The 18,503-nt window shown below is 60.8% G+C and carries 14 protein-coding genes; 10 read left to right on the top strand and 4 right to left on the bottom strand.

Annotated features, from left to right (window positions below; all coding sequences use genetic code 11):
- Window positions 1-153 precede the first annotated feature (153 nt).
- The gene (locus tag C6382_RS20050) at window positions 154-561 is read left to right on the top strand and encodes an acyl-CoA thioesterase (RefSeq protein WP_107026085.1); all 408 of its coding nucleotides are present in this window, start codon (window positions 154-156) and stop codon (window positions 559-561) included.
- Here the strand turns inward: C6382_RS20050 and C6382_RS20045 are convergent.
- On the bottom strand, window positions 547-2,364 hold the full coding sequence (locus C6382_RS20045; protein WP_107026084.1) for a sodium:proton antiporter: 1,818 nt from the start codon (window positions 2,362-2,364) through the stop codon (window positions 547-549). The genes C6382_RS20050 and C6382_RS20045 overlap by 15 nt on opposite strands.
- A gap of 76 nt (window positions 2,365-2,440) precedes the next feature.
- On the opposite strand from C6382_RS20045, the gene xerD reads away from it, so the two are divergent.
- The 6 genes from xerD (at window position 2,441) to C6382_RS20015 (ending at window position 12,010) form a co-directional block, all read left to right on the top strand.
- Window positions 2,441-3,337, top strand: a complete 897-nt coding sequence (gene xerD / locus C6382_RS20040) for a site-specific tyrosine recombinase XerD (RefSeq protein WP_107026083.1) — start codon at window positions 2,441-2,443, stop codon at window positions 3,335-3,337.
- Window positions 3,338-3,473: 136 nt separating this feature from the next.
- A complete protein-coding gene (locus C6382_RS20035) occupies window positions 3,474-4,208 on the top strand; it encodes a DsbC family protein (protein WP_107026082.1) in 735 nt (244 codons plus the stop codon).
- A gap of 81 nt (window positions 4,209-4,289) precedes the next feature.
- Window positions 4,290-5,594 (top strand): homoserine dehydrogenase, encoded by a 1,305-nt coding sequence (locus C6382_RS20030; RefSeq protein ID WP_107026081.1) that lies wholly within the window; start codon window positions 4,290-4,292, stop codon window positions 5,592-5,594.
- 27 nt (window positions 5,595-5,621) lie between these two features.
- Window positions 5,622-7,031: a threonine synthase gene (thrC, locus tag C6382_RS20025; protein WP_107026080.1), complete on the top strand. Its 1,410-nt coding sequence runs from the start codon at window positions 5,622-5,624 to the stop codon at window positions 7,029-7,031.
- Window positions 7,032-7,098: 67 nt separating this feature from the next.
- Window positions 7,099-10,704, top strand: a complete 3,606-nt coding sequence (locus tag C6382_RS20020; protein ID WP_107026079.1) for an ATP-binding protein — start codon at window positions 7,099-7,101, stop codon at window positions 10,702-10,704.
- Between the two features lie 85 nt (window positions 10,705-10,789).
- A complete protein-coding gene (locus C6382_RS20015) occupies window positions 10,790-12,010 on the top strand; it encodes an EAL domain-containing protein (protein WP_107026078.1) in 1,221 nt (406 codons plus the stop codon).
- Window positions 12,011-12,018: 8 nt separating this feature from the next.
- On the opposite strand, the gene C6382_RS20010 is transcribed toward C6382_RS20015, so the two are convergent.
- Genes C6382_RS20010 through C6382_RS20000 form a run of 3 tightly spaced genes read right to left on the bottom strand, consistent with a single transcriptional unit; the run spans window position 12,019 to window position 14,858 of the window.
- Complete coding sequence (locus C6382_RS20010; protein WP_107026077.1) at window positions 12,019-12,681, bottom strand: response regulator transcription factor; 663 nt, start codon at window positions 12,679-12,681, stop codon at window positions 12,019-12,021.
- Between the two features lie 42 nt (window positions 12,682-12,723).
- Window positions 12,724-13,611 (bottom strand): TIGR02285 family protein, encoded by an 888-nt coding sequence (locus C6382_RS20005; protein WP_107026076.1) that lies wholly within the window; start codon window positions 13,609-13,611, stop codon window positions 12,724-12,726.
- Between the two features lie 47 nt (window positions 13,612-13,658).
- Window positions 13,659-14,858 carry a CaiB/BaiF CoA-transferase family protein gene (locus tag C6382_RS20000; protein ID WP_107026075.1) on the bottom strand — a complete coding sequence of 400 codons (1,200 nt, stop codon included), beginning with the start codon at window positions 14,856-14,858 and terminating at the stop codon, window positions 13,659-13,661.
- 130 nt (window positions 14,859-14,988) lie between these two features.
- Here C6382_RS20000 and C6382_RS19995 point away from each other — a divergent pair, with 130 nt between their 5' ends.
- From C6382_RS19995 to C6382_RS19985, 3 genes are all read left to right on the top strand, one after another.
- On the top strand, window positions 14,989-15,531 hold the full coding sequence (locus C6382_RS19995; RefSeq protein ID WP_107026074.1) for a YaeQ family protein: 543 nt from the start codon (window positions 14,989-14,991) through the stop codon (window positions 15,529-15,531).
- Between the two features lie 5 nt (window positions 15,532-15,536).
- Window positions 15,537-17,246, top strand: a complete 1,710-nt coding sequence (gene recJ / locus C6382_RS19990; RefSeq protein ID WP_107026073.1) for a single-stranded-DNA-specific exonuclease RecJ — start codon at window positions 15,537-15,539, stop codon at window positions 17,244-17,246.
- Window positions 17,247-17,364: 118 nt separating this feature from the next.
- Window positions 17,365-18,471: an NADH:flavin oxidoreductase/NADH oxidase gene (locus C6382_RS19985; RefSeq protein ID WP_107026072.1), complete on the top strand. Its 1,107-nt coding sequence runs from the start codon at window positions 17,365-17,367 to the stop codon at window positions 18,469-18,471.
- Window positions 18,472-18,503 lie beyond the last annotated feature (32 nt).

Genomic DNA, 18,503 nt, shown 5'->3' with positions numbered 1-18,503 from the left:
TGCAAATCTACAATACGGAGCGGCCACACATGGCCCTGAAAAACAAAACGCCCGATGCGGTGCATCGGGCGTTCTGAGGCCTAACGGCCTACCTGAAAAGGTGTAAACCTATTTCAGGACTAGACACTGCAATTTGTCCCCGATGTGAAGTTTATGAGCCCCAGAGAGCAGGAAATTGAACGCCGCACCGAACTGTCGGTGACCCGTGTCACCAAAGCGGTGTTCCCGTCCACCACCAACCACCACAACACCTTGTTTGGCGGGACTGCCTTGGCCTGGATGGACGAAGTGTCGTTCATCGCCGCTACGCGATTTTGCCGCTTGCCGCTGGTGACCGTGTCAACCGACCGGATCGACTTCAAGCACCCGATTGCTGCCGGTTCGATCGTCGAACTGGTTGGCCGGGTGGCCAGCGTGGGCAACACCAGCCTCAAGGTTGAAGTCGAGGTGTTTGTCGAGAGTATGAGCTGCGACAGTCGTGAGAAAGCCATTCATGGTCTGTTCAGTTTTGTTGCGATCGACGACGACAAGCGGCCGGTACCGGTACTACCCGGCTTCTGAATCACTTGTCGCAGGTTGAATCAGTGCCAGCACCGTCCAGCCGGCCCCCGGCTTGAGCACACTGTCCGGCCCGAAAACATGCACCCAGCCACTGCTGTCCCGGGCAAACAACAAGGTCGCCCGCTCGCCATGCAGTGCCTGATAATCCTCCCAGCCAAAGGTATCGGTCAGGTGGGTGCTGTACAGTTCGGCGCCCTGATGTAACTGGTTGGCCAGCTCCGCGTATGTCAGGGCCTGAGTGCCCAGAACATGCCCACGATGCTCATCACTGGCGCGGTGCTTGTCACTGCGCCGCGCCTCCAGGCCGCTGGCCAGCACGAACAGCCGCGCGTGGCCAAAGTCATGACGAAAGCGTGCGCAGGCCAGGGTGTTCAACTCCCCTGAAGGCGAAAGCCCGAGCAAGTGCCCCAGGCCTACCAGGTCCAGGTGGGCGTCGGCATGCTGTGACGCCGGGTTGCCAAAGTAGGTCGGCAGCCCCTCCATGCGCGCGGCACGGATGTTTTCCCAGCTCGAATCGGTCAGCAAAACCCGGCAGTCGAGTTGTTGCAACGCCTTGGCAATGACCCGGGCCGGGGGGTTGGCACCGACGATCAGAAAGCCGCTGGGAGCAGGCTCGGCAACTTTCAGCAAGCGGGCCAGTGGCCGCGCCGTCGCGCTTTGCAGCACCACCGTGCCGATAATCACGGCAAAGGTCAGCGGCACCAGCAGCAGCGCGTCTTCATGGCCAGCCTCATGCAGGCGAATGGCGAAGATCGCCGACACCGCTGCCGCGACAATCCCGCGCGGGGCGATCCAGCTCAGCAAGGCCCGTTCCCGCCAGTTCAGCGGCGAACCCCAGGTCGACAGTGCGACGTTCAGTGGCCGGGCAATCAGCTGGATCACCAGCAACAGTGCCAGCACGGCAGGTCCAAGACCGATCAGGGCATCGAGGTCCAGGCGTGCGGCGAGGAGGATGAACAGCCCGGAAATCAGTAGCACGCTCAGGTTCTCCTTGAAGTGCAGGATCTGCCGGACATCCACGCCCTTCATGTTGGCCAGCCACATACCCATGATGGTCACCGCCAGCAAACCGGACTCGTGCATGACCTGGTTGGACGCAATGAAGATGCCCAGCACCGCAGCCAGCGATGCCAGGTTGTGCAGGTACTCGGGCAGCCATTGTTCGCGCATGACTTGCCCCAGTATCCAGCCGCCGGCGGCGCCGAAGGCACTGCCGCAAAGGATCACCCCGGCAAAGGTCATCAGGCTCTGGCTCAGGCCGTTGCCCGCCGCACTGGCAATGATGAAGCTGTACACCACCACCGCCAGCAGGGCGCCAATCGGGTCGATGACAATGCCTTCCCAGCGCAGGATGTTGGCAATCGCCGATTTCGGCCGGACTACGCGTAGCATCGGCACGATCACCGTAGGCCCGGTGACCAGGGTCAGTGTGCCGAACAGGGTCGCCAGCAACCAATCGAAGCCCAGCAACCAATGGGTGGCCAGGGTGATGATGATCCAGGTGGAGAGGGCGCCGATGGTGACCATGCGATGCACCACGGTGCCGATCTCGCGCCATTGCGACAAGTGCAGGGTCAGGCTGCCTTCGAACAGGATCAGCGCCACCGCCAGCGACACCAGCGGCATCAGTAGCGGGCCGAACATCGCTTGCGGGTCAAGCCAGCCGAGGATCGGTCCGGCGAGAATGCCGCTGAGCAGGAGAAAGAGGATGGCCGGCAGCTTCAGGCGCCAGGCCAGCCACTGGCAGGCGAGGGCGGCGCCTCCGATGCCGCCGAATGTCAGCAATATCTGTTGCTCGCTCATTCCAATTCCCTATGTCGACCGTGTTGTGGAAGACTAGCGGCAATTTTTCGTTTTTGTCCTTTGCCTTCGAGTTGTCATGCCTGCACTAGAGCATCCCCTGATCGACCAGTTCCTCGATGCCCTGTGGCTGGAGAAAGGCCTGGCCGACAATACCCGCGAGTCTTACCGCAGTGATCTGGCACTGTTCAATGGCTGGCTTCAGGAGCGCGGCGTGGTATTGCCTGATGCCGGGCGCGAGCTGATTCTCGATCATCTGGCCTGGCGCCTGGATCAGGGCTACAAGCCGCGTTCGACCGCACGCTTTCTCTCTGGTGTGCGTGGCTTCTATCGCTATTTACTGCGGGAAAAGCTGATTGCTGTCGATCCGACCCTGCAGGTCGAGATGCCACAGTTGGGGCGGCCGCTGCCCAAATCCCTGTCGGAAAAAGATGTTGAGGCACTGTTGCAGGCGCCAGACCTGGGCGAGCCGATTGGTCAGCGCGACCGGGCCATGCTGGAAGTCCTCTATGCCTGCGGCTTGCGTGTCACCGAGCTGGTGAGCCTGACCCTGGATCAGGTCAACCTGCGTCAGGGGGTGTTGCGGGTGATGGGCAAAGGCAGCAAGGAGCGTCTGGTGCCCATGGGCGAAGAGGCTGTGATATGGATCGAGCGCTATCTGCGCGACGGCCGCAACGAGTTGCTCGGCGGGCGTCCGAGTGATGTGCTGTTTCCCAGCCTGCGCGGCGAGCAGATGACCCGACAGACCTTCTGGCACCGGATCAAGCATCAGGCCCAAGTCGCCGGTATCAGCAAGAGCCTGTCGCCGCACACCTTGCGTCATGCCTTCGCCACGCATTTGCTCAACCATGGGGCCGACTTGCGGGTGGTGCAGATGCTGCTGGGGCACAGCGACCTGTCGACCACGCAGATCTATACCCATGTCGCCCGGGCACGTTTGCAGGAACTGCACGCCATGCATCACCCGCGCGGCTGATCCGGTATCGGCTGGGGGCGGTCTGTGCGGGCATGATGTGGTAGGCTTGGGCGGTTTGCATCAAGGGCCGTACGACCGCCGTCATTTCAGGACGTGCGTTGTTTGCCTGGCCCTTTGCCCGCCTTCAGGAGTTCCCATGCGCGTGACCCAGATTATCGCCACCGCCACCCTGGCGCTGGTCAGCACTTTTGCCGCTGCCGCCGACAACGCCGAGCAGGCGATACGTAAGACCCTGCAGGCCCTGGAACTGGGTTTGCCGGTCGAAAGCGTTGCCTCAAGCCCGTTGAACGGTTTGTACGAGGTCAAGCTCCAAGGCGGTCGCGTTCTGTATGCCAGCCCTGATGGCCAGTTCGTCATGCAGGGCTATCTGTACCAGATCCAGGACGGCAAGGCGGTCAACCTGACGGAAAAAACCGAGCGTCAGGCCATCGCCAAGAGCATCAATGCTATTCCAGTGGCCGAGATGGTGGTTTATCCTGCCAAGGGCGAAACCAAATCGCACATCACTGTGTTTACCGACACGACCTGCCCGTACTGCCACAAGCTGCACGCCGAAGTTCCTGAGTTAAACCGCCGCGGTATCGAAGTGCGCTACGTTGCCTTCCCGCGCCAGGGCCTCGGCTCCCCGGGCGACGAACAACTGCAAGCTGTCTGGTGCTCCAGCGACCGCAAGGCCGCGCTGGACAAGATGGTCGACGGCAAAGAAATCAAGGCTGCCAAGTGTGCCAACCCGGTCAGCAAGCAATTTCAGCTGGGCCAGTCGATTGGTATCAACGGGACCCCGGCCATCGTCCTTGAGGACGGCCAGGTGATCCCGGGTTATCAACCGGCGCCACAGGTTGCCAAGCTGGCGCTGGCCGGCGGTAAATAATTCAACAAGCGAGCCGTCACCATGGGGAGACGGCTGTTACCACGGACGGCTTCGTGCCGTTCGTTCAATGGGGAGTTCACAGTGAAACCGGTCAAAGTAGGCATCTGTGGGTTGGGGACCGTCGGTGGCGGTACCTTCAATGTACTTCAGCGTAACGCCGAGGAAATCGCCCGCCGTGCCGGGCGTGGTATCGAAGTGGCACAGATTGCCATGCGTTCGCCAAACCCGAATTGCCAGATTACCGGTACCCCCATTACCGCTGATGTATTCGAGGTTGCAACGAACCCGGAAATCGACATTGTCATCGAGCTGATCGGCGGCTACACCATTGCCCGCGAGCTGGTGCTCAAGGCCATCGACAACGGTAAGCACGTAGTCACCGCCAACAAGGCGCTGATTGCCGTGCACGGTAACGAGATTTTCGCCAAGGCCCGTGAGAAGGGCGTCATCGTTGCCTTCGAAGCAGCGGTAGCAGGCGGCATTCCGGTGATCAAGGCAATCCGCGAAGGTCTCTCGGCCAACCGCATCAACTGGGTGGCCGGGATCATCAACGGTACCGGCAACTTCATCCTCACCGAAATGCGTGAGAAAGGCCGCGCCTTCCCCGATGTGCTGGCCGAAGCCCAGGCGCTGGGTTACGCCGAAGCCGACCCGACCTTCGACGTCGAAGGTATCGATGCCGCGCACAAGCTGACCATTCTGGCTTCCATTGCCTTTGGTATTCCGCTGCAGTTCGACAAGGCGTACACCGAAGGCATCACGCAGCTGACCACCGCTGACGTGAACTACGCAGAAGCCCTCGGCTATCGTATCAAGCACCTGGGTGTGGCGCGCAGCACCGCCAACGGCATCGAGCTGCGAGTGCACCCGACGCTGATCCCGGCCGACCGTCTGATCGCCAACGTCAACGGCGTCATGAACGCGGTCATGGTCAACGGTGATGCCGCAGGTTCCACCCTGTTCTACGGCGCTGGCGCCGGTATGGAACCTACCGCGTCCTCGGTCGTCGCCGACCTGGTCGACGTAGTCCGCGCGATGACTTCCGATCCAGAAAACCGTGTACCGCACCTGGCCTTCCAGCCGGACTCGCTGTCGGCGCATCCGATCCTGCCGATCGAAGCCTGCGAATCCGCCTACTACCTGCGTATCCAGGCCAAGGATCACCCGGGCGTGCTGGCCCAGGTGGCAAGCATCCTCTCGGAGCGCGGTATCAACATCGAGTCGATCATGCAGAAGGAAGTCGAGGAACAGGACGGCCTGGTGCCCATGATCCTGCTCACCCACCGTGTGCTCGAGCAACGTATGAACGATGCGATCACCGCCCTGGAAGCCTTGCAGGATGTGGTCGGCAACGTGGTGCGTATCCGCGTCGAACAACTGAACTGAGCAGTCTTTGCGTTAGAGGATTAGGTCATGCGTTACATCAGTACCCGCGGCCAGGCACCGGCCCTGAATTTTGAAGACGTCCTGCTGGCCGGCCTGGCCAGCGATGGCGGCCTGTACGTGCCGGAAAACCTGCCGCGTTTCACCCAGGAAGAGATTGCGTCCTGGGCCGGCCTGCCATACCACGAACTGGCCTTCCGGGTGATGCGCCCGTTCGTCACCGGCAGCATTGCCGATGCCGACTTCAAGAAGATTCTCGAAGAAACCTACGGCGAGTTCGCCCACGCCGCAGTCGCCCCGCTGCGTCAGCTGAACAGCAACGAATGGGTGCTGGAGCTGTTCCACGGCCCGACCCTGGCGTTCAAGGACTTTGCCCTGCAGTTGCTGGGTCGCCTGCTGGACCATGTGCTGGCCAAGCGTGGCGAGCGCGTGGTGATCATCGGCGCCACCAGCGGTGACACCGGCTCAGCGGCGATCGAAGGCTGCCGTCGTTGCGACAACGTCGACATCTTTATCCTGCACCCGCACCAGCGTGTATCGGAAGTGCAGCGCCGGCAGATGACGACCATCTTCGGCGAAAACATCCACAACATCGCCATCGAAGGCAACTTCGACGACTGCCAGGAGATGGTCAAGGCCAGCTTCGCTGACCAGAGCTTCCTCAAGGGCACGCGCCTGGTGGCGGTCAACTCGATCAACTGGGCGCGGATCATGGCCCAGATCGTCTACTACTTCCATGCGGCCCTGCAGCTGGGTGGCCCGGCGCGTTCGGTGGCATTCTCGGTACCGACCGGCAACTTCGGCGACATTTTCGCCGGTTACCTGGCGCGCAACATGGGCCTGCCGATCAGCCAACTGATCGTCGCCACCAACCGCAACGACATCCTGCACCGCTTCATGAGCGGCAACCAGTACGTCAAGGAAACCCTGCACGCGACCCTGTCGCCGTCGATGGACATCATGGTCTCGTCCAACTTCGAGCGCCTGCTGTTCGATCTGCACGGTCGCAACGGCGCGGCGATTGCCGGGCTGATGGACAACTTCAAGCAGGGCGGTGGTTTCAGCGTCGAACAGGATCGCTGGAGCGAAGCGCGCAAGCTCTTCGATTCGCTGGCGGTGGATGATGCGCAAACCTGCGAGACCATCGCCGAAGTCTTCGCCCAGACCGGTGAAGTGCTTGACCCGCACACCGCGATTGGCGTCAAAGCCGCTCGCGAGTGCCGTCGCAGCCTGGACACGCCGATGGTGGTGCTGGGCACCGCGCATCCGGTCAAGTTCCCGGAAGCGGTGGAGAAGGCGGGTGTCGGTAAAGCCCTGGAGCTGCCGGCGCATCTGAGCGACCTGTTCTCCCGTGAAGAGAAGTGCACAGTGCTGGCCAACGACCTCAAGGCAGTGCAGGCCTTTGTCAGCCAGCATGGCAATCGCGGCAAGCCACTCTGATCGAGCGGCAGGCATACAACAAAGCCCGTCCCTGACGGGCTTTGTTGTTTCTTGTGTAGGAGCACGAATGAGCAAAGCACACGGTCGAGCAATCGAGGTCGCCTTGGCGTTTCTGCTGTGGATATTCACCCTCGGTGCTGCCCAGGCAGCGCAAAGCCTGCCCTTTACCCTGGTGCCGCCCTTCATCGAGCTTGAGCCGCTGCCATTGACCCCGGTGCAGCAACAGTGGCTTGGCCCGGAGCGGGTGCTACGGGTAGGGATTTCGTTTGCCGACTACGAGCCGGTGGATATCACTATCGACCGTAATCGCTACCAGGGCATCAGTGCCGACTACCTGAGCCTGGTAGCCAAACGCCTCGGGGTCAGCACCCAGGTGCTGGCTTTTGCCAAACGCGAGGAAGCCATCGAAGCCCTGCATAGTGGCTCAATCGATGTGCTGACCAGCGCCAACGGCTTTGAGCGCAGCGTGCCGGGCCTGGTGTTTTCCGAAGACTACATTCCAGACCGTTCCATGGTAGTGGTGCGAGGCGGTGCGCCGGCGCCACCCTCATCGCTGGCCGGGTTGAAGATTGTCCTGCTCGACGGCTATGCCGATACCCGGGTAGTGCATCGGGTTTATCCCCAGAGCCAGGTAATTCTGGCGCCTAACCTCGCCAGTGCGCTGGAAGCCCTCCAGCAGGGTGAAGTGGACGCGTTCATCGGCAATGAAATCATCATCCGCGCCTACAACGCCTTGCGACCCTATCTTGGCTTGCAAGTCGTCGGCCCCAGCGACTTGCCACCGATAGGCTTCGCCTTTGCCATGCGTGCCGAGGACCAGCCATTGCAAGCGCTGTTCGACCGTGCGCTGGGCAGTCTTGACGAATCGGTTCGACGTGAAATTCTTGGGCGTTGGACCTCGGGGCTCGGTTCAGATGTGGCCCATAACCGCGTCGAGCTGACTGCTCAGGAGCGCCAATGGATAGCCCGTCATCCGACAGTGACGGTGGTCGGTAGCCAGTATCCGCCGTACCTGTTTCGCAATCATCAAGGAGACTGGGTAGGGCTTAACAGTGACGTACTGGCCACGATTTCGCAGTTGACCGGCCTGAAGTTCGTTTATACGCCATCCTCATCCATTGCTCAGAGCCTGGCGCTGCTCAAGACCGGCCAGGCTGACATGAGTACTACCCTGAGCGCATCGCCGGAACGACGGGGTTTTCTCGGCTTCAGCCATTCGCTGGGTGGGCAGAGTTGGGTATTCATTGTTCGCCAGCCTAATCTGGCACTGGCTTCACTGGATGAACTGGCCGGAAAGACTTTGGCGTTACCCGCCCAGCACGCTCTGGAAAGCAGCATTCGCCAGTCTCACCCTGACATCCATCTACTGTTGGCCAATTCGCTGGAGCAAGCGCGGGAAATGGTGCGCAGCGGCGAAGCGATAGCAACCATCGACAGTGAGGTCGGTGCCTATGGTGTGCTGAGCAATGACCCGGTACTCAAGGTCGGGCGGGGAGTCGAGGGTAAGTGGGCGCCGGATCATTTTTCTGTACGATCCAGTGCGCCGCAGCTTCTGAGCATTCTTGATAAAGCACTGGAGGCCTTTCCGGTCGCAGAGTTTCGGGCCCTACGGATGAGATGGCTGGGCGCGCAGTCACCACCGGCACCGGCCTGGCAACGTATCGCCCCTTGGGTCTACTGGGCGGTGGCCGGCGCGCTGTTGTTCGGTCTGGTTTCACTGGTCTGGAGCAGTCGCCTGCGCGTACAGATCCGCCAGCGGGAGAAGGCCGAGGAAGCCCTCAACGATCAGTTGGCCTTCAAGCGCGCATTGCTCGACGGTATCCCCAATCCGATCTATGTACGTGATCTGGAAGGGCGCCTGATCACCTGCAATAAAAGCTACGAACAGGCGTTTTCGTTGTGCCTGGAGGATGTCAAAGGGCAGCGCCTGACCGATATCGCCATGATTCCGCCTGAGCTGGCAACGCAGCTGCACGCTGACTATGTGAGCCTTTTACAAGACCCGAAGCCGTTGTTCGTCGACCGTCGCATCGAATTCAACGGGCAGTGCACGGATGCCTACCAGTGGACCGTGCCGTTCTACCGCGCTGACGGGCAATTGCAAGGGCTGCTCGGTGGCTGGATCGACATCACCAAACGCAAACGGCTGGAAGCTGATCTGGTGGAAGCGCGCAAGCAGGCGGAGCAGGCCAACCAGGCTAAAAGCGCGTTTCTGGCGACGATGAGCCACGAGATTCGCACGCCGATTGCGGTGATTATCGGCTTGTTGGAGCTGGAGCGGGAAACCGTGCTGGCGCAAGGCAAGGCGCCGTCGGCCGGGCTGGAGACAGCGCACCGGTCGGCCAGTGAATTGATTGCCTTGATCGGTGACAGTTTGGATCTGGCGCGGATCGAGGCCGGTAGCCTGCAACTGGCACCTCAGGCCATAGCGCTGATGCCTTTTGTTGAAGGCATTGTCAGCCAGTTCCGTAGCCAGGCTCTGGCCCAAGGCTTGGAGTTGCAATTGCAGGTAGCAGAGGACGCGCAAGGGGCCTACTGGTTTGATCCATTGCGACTGCGCCAGGTGCTGGTCAACTTGCTGGGCAACGCGCTCAAGTTCACTCATTTGGGACAGGTGAGCGTTCAGGTCAGGCGATCCGGGCAGGAAACGCCATCGGGCGTCGGCTTGCTGCTGTGCGTGCGCGATACGGGTATTGGTATCAGCGAACAACAACAGGCGGAGCTGTTCACGCCGTTCACTCAGGCCAGTGCACGGTCAGCTTCCGAGTATGGCGGGTCTGGCCTGGGCCTGAGTATCTGTCGGCAACTGGTTGAGCTGATGGGCGGCACTATCAACCTGCAAAGTGTGCCGGGCCACGGCACCGAGGTACGGGTGGTACTCACCTTGGAGCCGGTCATCCAGGCGCAAGATCAATCGGAGACAGTGGCCGCGCTTCGTCAGGTCGGCCCGGCACGACGCATTCTGGTGGTTGATGACCTGTCCGCCAGTCGAATGGTGCTTAGCCAGCAACTGGCGTTTCTCGGTCATCAGGTGTCGGCGGTGGAAAGTGCTCAGGCTGCATTGGACGCCTGGCAGACCGAACGTTTCGATTTGCTGATGACCGACTGCAACATGCCGGTGATGAGTGGCTACGCCTTGGCCCGTAGTATCCGTCGCCTGGAACGCCTGCACCTGCGAGCGGAAATTGCCATCATTGGATGTACCGCCAATGCCATGAAAGAAGAGCGTGATCGTTGTCTGGCGGCGGGGATGGACGAGTTGCTGGTCAAACCGGTTTCCCTTGATCGTCTGTCTGCTGTGATCGAGGCGCACGCGCCGCTGTACAGTTTCAGGATGCAGGCACTGCAGCAGATGACTCAGGCCAACCCGCAGGTGATGCGGTGCATGCTGGAGGAACTGTACAAGAACCTCGGCGAGGAGCAGGTGTTGCTCAGTGAAGCGGTATCGAGGCAGGCGCTGGAGGCTATCCGCGCGTCCTTGCACCGGCTTGAAGGCGTTGCCTGTCTGATTGATGCCTTGCCGTTGGCACAGGCGTGTGCGGCATTGGCCCGGGTATGTCGTGATCCGCAACCCAAGGCGCTAGAGGCTGTCTGGGCTGTTCTGGAACAGGCAATGTTGCATCTCAAGACAGATGTCGACAGGGAGTTGAAAGAAATTTCGCAGGAACTTTAGGACTTGTCCGATAGGTTGCAGGGATGTTCTTGCCTAGAGTAGTGCCTGTGCTGTCGCACATGACTGCAACTTCGGGGTATTGCTCATGCACTCACTCAAGGTTCTGATTCTCGAGGACCATCCCTTTCAACTCATGGCGTTGCATCAAATGCTCAACGCCAATGGCGTGTTTGATGTGCTGACCGCCGACTCCGTGGAAGGTGCCTGCCAGACCCTGTCACGATGCGGCCAGGTCGATATCGCCATTTGCGACTTGCAGATGGACGGTGCAGACGGACTGGCATTGATTCGTCACCTGGCCGAGCATCAATTGGCGGCAGCGTTGGTGATCCTCAGCGGGGCCGAACCTTGTGTGATCGATAGCGTGGGCGCGCTGGCCCGGAATTTGGGCCTGAACGTGCTGGGCTGTATCGAAAAGCCAGCCACCAGCCTGGTCCTGCATCAGTTGCTGTGCCGCTACCTGAAGCAGGATCACCGCGAGTTGCCGAATGCCGAGCCGCCGCAGTATCCCGAGTTGCTCAGCCTGTCGGCGGCAGAGCTGACCGCCAGCCAGCACCAGTGGGTGGCGCACTATCAACCCAAGGTCTGTTTTGACGGCAAGTTGATGGGCGTTGAAGCGCTGGTGCGCTGGCAGCACCCCAGCCTGGGTATTTTGTCGCCTGCACAGTTCTTTCCGGCAATCGAGCGCGCCGACCTGTTCGACCTCTTGAGTTGGCATGTCCTGGACCAGGCCCTGGCATTCAGTGCGCAGTTCCGATCGCGCACAGGAAAAGTGCTGCCAGTGGCCGTGAACATCGCCCCGCATTTGCTCCTGCGCGATGACTTCCACGACCAGGTCAAGGCGGCACTGGAGCGCCATGCTGTTGCAGCCAGCGCCTTGACCCTGGAAATTGTCGAAACTGCAGGCAATACCCTGAACAACCAGCAACTCGAAGGCCTGCTGCACTTGCGCATTCTGGGGTGCCAGTTGTCCATCGACGATTTCGGTATGGGGGTTTCCAACGTGCAGCGCTTGCTGGAGCTGCCGTTCAGCGAGTTGAAACTGCCCAGCGAGTTTGTCCGCGGCATGGCCCATGATGGCCGCAAGGCCGCCGTGGTGGCGGGCGCGCTGATCATGGCGCGGCGCATGAGTTTGAATGTGGTGGTCGAAGGGGTAGAGACAGCAGACGACGTGTTGGCAATCAAGGACCTGGGGCATCCGGTCATGCAGGGCTATTTCTTCGCCCGGCCAATGCCGGAGGCTGAACTGATCGACTGGATCGGCACGCGCAATAATGCGGGTTTCAAGCAACTGGCCTCTGCCTGAGCATTCACTCAGGTCAGGCCGTGTTCCTGCAGGTAGAGAAAGAGCGCTGCATCATTGGCCACCCCCAGTTTGCGCATGGCACTGACTTTCTGGGTGCTGACCGTCTGTTTGCTGCGGTTGAGCAACGCTGCGATCTGGCTCACCGTGTGGCCGGCGGCAAGCAGGCGGGTAACCTCAAGTTCCTTGGGTGAGAGGGGGTCCTGTACGCCAATATGGTCTTCGCGTACCGCGCCTTCTTGTAGCAACAGGTGCTCAACCGAGGCTGCCAGGTAGGTTTTGCCTTGTGACAGGCAACTGATGGCCTGAGGGAGTTCGCCAGCCAGGCTGGCCTTGCTCAGCAGGCCGCTTATGCCCAGGGCGAGCATCGCCCGGAACAGTCCGGCGTTGTTGATCATGGTCACGACCAGGATCGGCAGTTGCGGGAAGTGCCGACGAATCTGCTCCAGCAGTTTCAGACCATCATTCTGTTGCCCGACCGGCATCATGAAATCAGTCACCAGTACATCACACGCCAGCCCGTGCAGATGGGCCAGCAGTTCTTTCGGGCTACCGGCTTGTGCAACTACCGTCACTCCAGGTATCTGGTCGAGGACGGCCTGCAAGCCGATACGAAAGATCGGATGATCGTCTGCCAGGACGACACGCAATGGCCGCAAGGGGGAAATACTCAAAACAGGCTCCGTTTGTCCAGCGTCAGGGTTCTAATAGCCTGTTCAAGGTGGGGCAAGGAAAAACGCTCGACTATCCTGTAGATAGCGTTCGCGAAATTGCGGATCCAGCCACTGCGCATACAGGTGTGGCAGGGTATCGCGGCGCAAGGATTTGAGCAGTTGATCGATATGGCCGATGGCCTCGCGTCCCTGTGGCGTGTCGGCACAACCGATGTGGATGAACTGGTAGCGTGCCACTCCCTGGATCGGGTAGAAACTGTAGTCGTCTGTTGTCCACCCTTGCTGCTGGATCAGGTATCGGGCCTCCGGCCAGTAGCTGAGCAGTAGCTGCAAACGCTGGCGTTTTTGCATCTGCAACAGGTTGCTGACAGCATCATTGCCATAGTGACGGCTGAGCGCTTCGGCCGACAGGGTCTTGAGCAAGGCGTCGACCGGCGGGCTGTAGCTGCGTTCGGCAACTACTCCCAGTTTGAGCGATGTGCTGGCGAGCAGTGTACGCAGGTCGATTTCCTGATTCTTCAGGTAAGGCGACAGTAACGGCTGGTCTTGTTGGCGAACGACCAGGCCGCTGCTGAGTATGCCCAGGCTCGGTTGTGAAAAGTGCACATAGCGGGCGCGTTCGGGCGTCCAGAGCAGGGTGGGATCGCAAGTGAGGCGGCCTTCTTGCAACATCTGATTGCCACGTGCGCGATTGACCCGAATGACGCTGTGCTCGTATTCAGGCATTTTCTCGATCAGCATGGGCAACAACTGATCCACGACACCCTGGCCTTTGCTGGTTCCTTCGAAGACGGTCAACGGTGGCAAGTCGCGCAGCACCCAAAGCAATCGTTCCCTGGCCGAGGCAATCCCGGGCATGCTCGCACCCAGCAGGGTACACAACATAAAGGCCAGCAGCGTGCGGCAGCGCGGGCGCTTGCGTTTGCTCATGTACGAGTCTCCACCGTCGGGCCGGTAACAGGGTTAGAGGCGATGCTTCACACCGCGCCCTGCGCGCGTAGGCGGGCAATGTCCGGTGCGTCGTAGCCCAGCTCGCCAAGCAATTGCTCAGTGTGCGCACCCAGCTCAGGGCCGACCCATTCGCTGGAACCTGGCGTTGCCGACAACTTGGGCACGATCCCGGGCATCTTGAACGGCTTGCCGTCGGGGAGTTTGGCCTGCAGGAACATTTCGCGGGCCAGAAACTGTGGGTCGCTGAACATGTCTTCGGCGCTGAAGATGCGGCTGGCCGGGACCTGGGCATCGTTGAGTACCTGCAGCAGCGCGTCCAGCGGCACACTGCGGGCCCAGCGGTCGATGACCGCGTACAGCTCGTCGCGGCGCAGATCGCGGCCATCGTTGCTGGCAAGGGTTGGATCATCGGCCAGGTCCTGGCGACCGATAGCCTGCATGAAACGCTTGAAGATCGCATCACCGTTGGCGCCGATTTGTACATGCTTGCCATCGGCACTGGTGTGAATCGACGAAGGGGTAATGCCGGGCATGATGTTGCCGGTACGTTCACGAATAAAGCCGAACACGTCGAACTCGGGCACCATGCTTTCCATCATCGCGAAAATTGCCTCGTACAAGGCGACATCCACTACTTGGCCCGCACCGCCATTGACCTCGCGATGACGCAAAGCCATCAAGGCGCCAATCACCCCCCAGAGCGCCGCAATGGAGTCGCCGATGGAAATGCCGGTGCGTACCGGTGGCCGGTCCTCAAAGCCGGTGATATAGCGCAGGCCGCCCATCGATTCACCGACAGCACCAAAGCCGGGCTGATCTTTCATCGGCCCGGTCTGGCCGAAGCCGGACAGGCGCACCATGACCAGTTTCGGGTTCAGGCTGTGCAGGGTGTCCCAGCCCAGGCCGAGTTTTTCCAGGACACCGGGGCGGAAGTTCTCAATCAGAATGTCGGCGTCGGCCAGCAGCTTTTTCAGGACCTCGATGCCTTCGGCATGCTTGAGGTTGAGGGTCAGCGACTGTTTGTTGCGGGCCTGGACGAACCACCACAACGAAGTGCCCTCGTACAGCTTGCGCCACTTGCGCAACGGGTCGCCGCCATCAGGCGACTCGACCTTGATGACCTGGGCGCCGAATTCGGCACAGATACGCGAGGCAAAAGGGCCGGCAATCAGGGTGCCGAGTTCGATGACTTTGAGTCCGGCGAGGGGTTTGCTGGGCGTAGGCATGTGGCGTCCGTAGCGGCAGGTCAGAGCCCCCGTTTTTATCACAGGCAGGCGCGCTCAGATACTGTCGCGGGGCAAGGATTGTACGGATCGGTTAGACTGGGCGACTTTTTCTTTGTGCAAGATGCCCGCCATGGCCCAGCCGTCCACGACCTACAAGTTTGAATTGAACCTCACCGATCTCGATCGCGGTGTGTACGAAAGTGTCAAGCAAACCATTGCCCGTCACCCTTCGGAAACTGAAGAACGTATGGCTGTGCGGTTGCTGGCTTACGCCCTGTTCTACAACGAGCAGCTGGCATTCGGTCGCGGCCTGTCTGATGTCGACGAGCCGGCTTTGTGGGAAAAGAGCCTGGACGACCGTGTGCTGCACTGGATCGAGGTCGGCCAGCCGGATGCCGACCGCCTGACCTGGTGCTCGCGCCGCACTGAACGTACCAGCCTGCTGGCGTATGGCAGCCTGCGCGTGTGGGAGACCAAGGTTGTCCCTGCCATCAAGAACCTGAAGAACGTGAACATTGCTGCCGTGCCGCAGGAAGTGCTGGAAACCCTGGCCAAAGACATGCCACGCGCAATCAAATGGGACGTGATGATCAGTGAAGGCACGATCTTCGTCACTGACGACCGTGGTCAGCATGAAGTTCAGCTGCAGTGGTTGCTCGGCGAGCGCGGCTGACATTTATGCGTATCGAACCTCGCCCTCTACCGGACACCTTGCCGTTCCTTGGCGACCTGCCGCCGTTGCTGACCCGCCTGTACGCCGCACGTGGCGTGCACAGCGCGGCGGAACTAGACAAAAGCCTGGCGCGCCTGCTGCCTTACCAGCAGCTCAAAGGTATCGACGCGGCGGTGGACCTGCTGATTGATGCCCTGGCCCAGCGCCAGCGCATCCTGATCGTTGGCGACTTCGATGCCGATGGCGCGACGGCCAGCACTGTGGGAGTGCTGGGCTTGCGTCTGCTGGGGGCGGCGCATGTCGATTATCTGGTGCCCAATCGCTTCGAGTACGGCTATGGGCTGACGCCGGAAATCGTTGAGGTTGCCCTGGAACGCCAGCCGCAACTGTTGATCACCGTGGACAATGGCATTTCCAGCGTAGAGGGTGTGGCCGCGGCCAAAGCTGCCGGGCTCAAGGTGTTGGTCACCGATCACCACCTGCCAGGTAATGAACTGCCAGCAGCCGATGCCATCGTCAATCCCAACCAGCCCGGTTGCGAGTTCCCGAGCAAGGCGCTGGCCGGGGTCGGAGTTATTTTCTACGTGCTGATGGCCTTGCGTGCACGGTTGCGCAGCCTCGGGCACTACGACAATGCGCCACAACCGAACATTGGTGAACTGCTCGATCTGGTCGCCTTGGGCAGCGTTGCCGACGTCGTGCCCCTGGACGCCAACAACCGCATCCTGGTACATCAAGGCCTTGAGCGGATCAGGGCAGGGCGGGCACGGCCCGGGCTCAAGGCTATCCTTGAGGTGGCCCGGCGTGATCATGCGCGTATCACCTCTACTGACCTGGGCTTTATCCTCGGCCCACGCCTGAACGCCGCCGGTCGTCTGGACGACATGAGCCTGGGCATCGAATGCCTGCTCAGCGACGACCCCAGCCTGGCGCGGGAAATGGCCGGGCAACTGGATGAGTTGAACCAGGATCGCAAGTCGATCGAGCAGGGTATGCAGCGTGAAGCACTGGCCCAGCTTAAGGATCTGCCACTGGAGTCGATGCCGTTCGGTCTGTGCCTGTTCGAGCAGGACTGGCACCAAGGGGTGATCGGTATTCTGGCCTCACGCCTCAAGGAACGTTACCACCGGCCTACCATCGCCTTTGCCGATGCAGGCGAAGGCATGCTCAAGGGCTCGGCTCGTTCGGTGCCAGGTTTTCATATCCGTGATGCGCTGGACGCGGTGGCGGCACAGCATCCGCAACTGATCAGCAAGTTCGGTGGCCATGCCATGGCTGCCGGCCTGTCCTTGCCAGCCGACAACTTCCCGGCCTTTGCCCAGGCATTCGACGAAGAAGTGCGCAGGCAATTGTGCGAAGACGACTTGACCGGCCGCCTGCTGTCCGATGGCAGCCTTGCGGTTGAAGAATTTCACCTGGAACTGGCGCGCGCCCTGCGTCACGCCGGGCCCTGGGGCCAGCACTTCCCCGAGCCGCTGTTCCACGGAGTGTTCCAGTTGGTCGAGCAGCGGGTGGTGGGCGAGCGGCACCTGAAAGTGGTGCTCAAGAGCGAGTGCGGCTCGGTCAAGCTCGATGGCATCGCCTTTGGTGTCGATCGGGAGGTCTGGCCCAACCCGACGGTGCGTTGGGTCGAACTTGCGTACAAGCTCGACGTCAACGAGTTCCGTGGCCAGGAAAGCGTGCAGTTGATGATTGCGCATATCGAGCCGCGCTGAACTCAAGGGGGCAAAGTGGTCTAGGCTCAGAATGATTGGTCGAAGAACCTGCGGGGAAGATTCTGTGGTCGGCCGGTCAACCATCTGGAGCCTTACCACTTGATTTGAGAGGTGCCCCATGAGTCTGCTGCTTGCACCCTATACCCTGCGCCACCTGACCCTGCCCAACCGTATCGCCGTTTCTCCCATGTGCCAATACTCCAGTGTCGATGGCCTGGCCAATGACTGGCACCTGGTCCATCTGGGCAGCCGCGCGGTGGGCGGGGCCGGGTTGATCTTCACCGAGGCCACGGCGGTTACTGCCGACGGGCGGATCACCGCCCAGGATCTGGGGCTGTGGGATGACGCGCAGATCCCGCCGCTGCAGCGTATTACCCGTTTCATCATTGCTCAGGGCGCCGTTCCCGGCATTCAACTGGCGCATGCCGGACGCAAGGCCAGCACCTATCGGCCCTGGTTGGGCAAGCAGGGCAGCGTCAAGCCGGCAGACGGCGGCTGGGTGCCGATCGGTCCGTCAAAGATTGCCTTCGATCCGCAGCACACAGCGCCTGTCGAAATGACCAAAGCGCAGATCGACGAAGTGATTCAGGCCTTTGTCGACGCTGCGCATCGTGCATTGAAAGCAGGCTTCAAGGTGGTTGAGGTGCATGCGGCGCATGGCTATCTGCTGCATCAGTTTCTGTCGCCGTTGAGTAACCAGCGACGTGATGAATACGGCAGCAATTTCGAAAATCGAATTCGCCTGACCTTGCAGGTGACTGAGGCGGTGCGGGAAGTCTGGCCGGAGGAGTTGCCGGTGTTCGTGCGGCTATCGGCTACCGACTGGGTCGAAGATGGCTGGAACCCGGATGAAACGGTGGAGTTGGCCAAGCGCTTGCGCAAATTAGGCGTGGACCTGATCGACGTGTCCTCTGGCGGCACCTCGGTGAACGCCGAGATTCCCACCGGGCCTGGGTACCAGACCCAGTTTGCTGCCAAGGTCCGCGAAGAGTCGGGGATTGCCACGGGGACGGTGGGGATGATTACAGACCCGATGCAGGCCGAGACCATTTTGCGCACGGCGCAGGCCGATATCATTTTCCTGGCGCGAGAGCTGTTGCGTGATCCGTATTGGCCGCTGCACGCCGACGATGACCTGGGCGGCAACAAGGCAACCTGGCCGGCTCAGTACCAGCGCGCGACCAGTCGTGAACAGCCGATTCACGAGTCTGATCTGCGTGATTGAATCGCGGGGCAAGTCGGATCGCCGCACCGCCG

This window comes from Pseudomonas sp. BBP2017, from assembly GCF_003024385.1.
In the GTDB taxonomy this organism is placed as follows: domain Bacteria; phylum Pseudomonadota; class Gammaproteobacteria; order Pseudomonadales; family Pseudomonadaceae; genus Aquipseudomonas.
The sequence above is the reverse complement of the archived record's forward strand: the minus strand, read 5'-3'. Positions and strand labels throughout refer to the sequence as shown.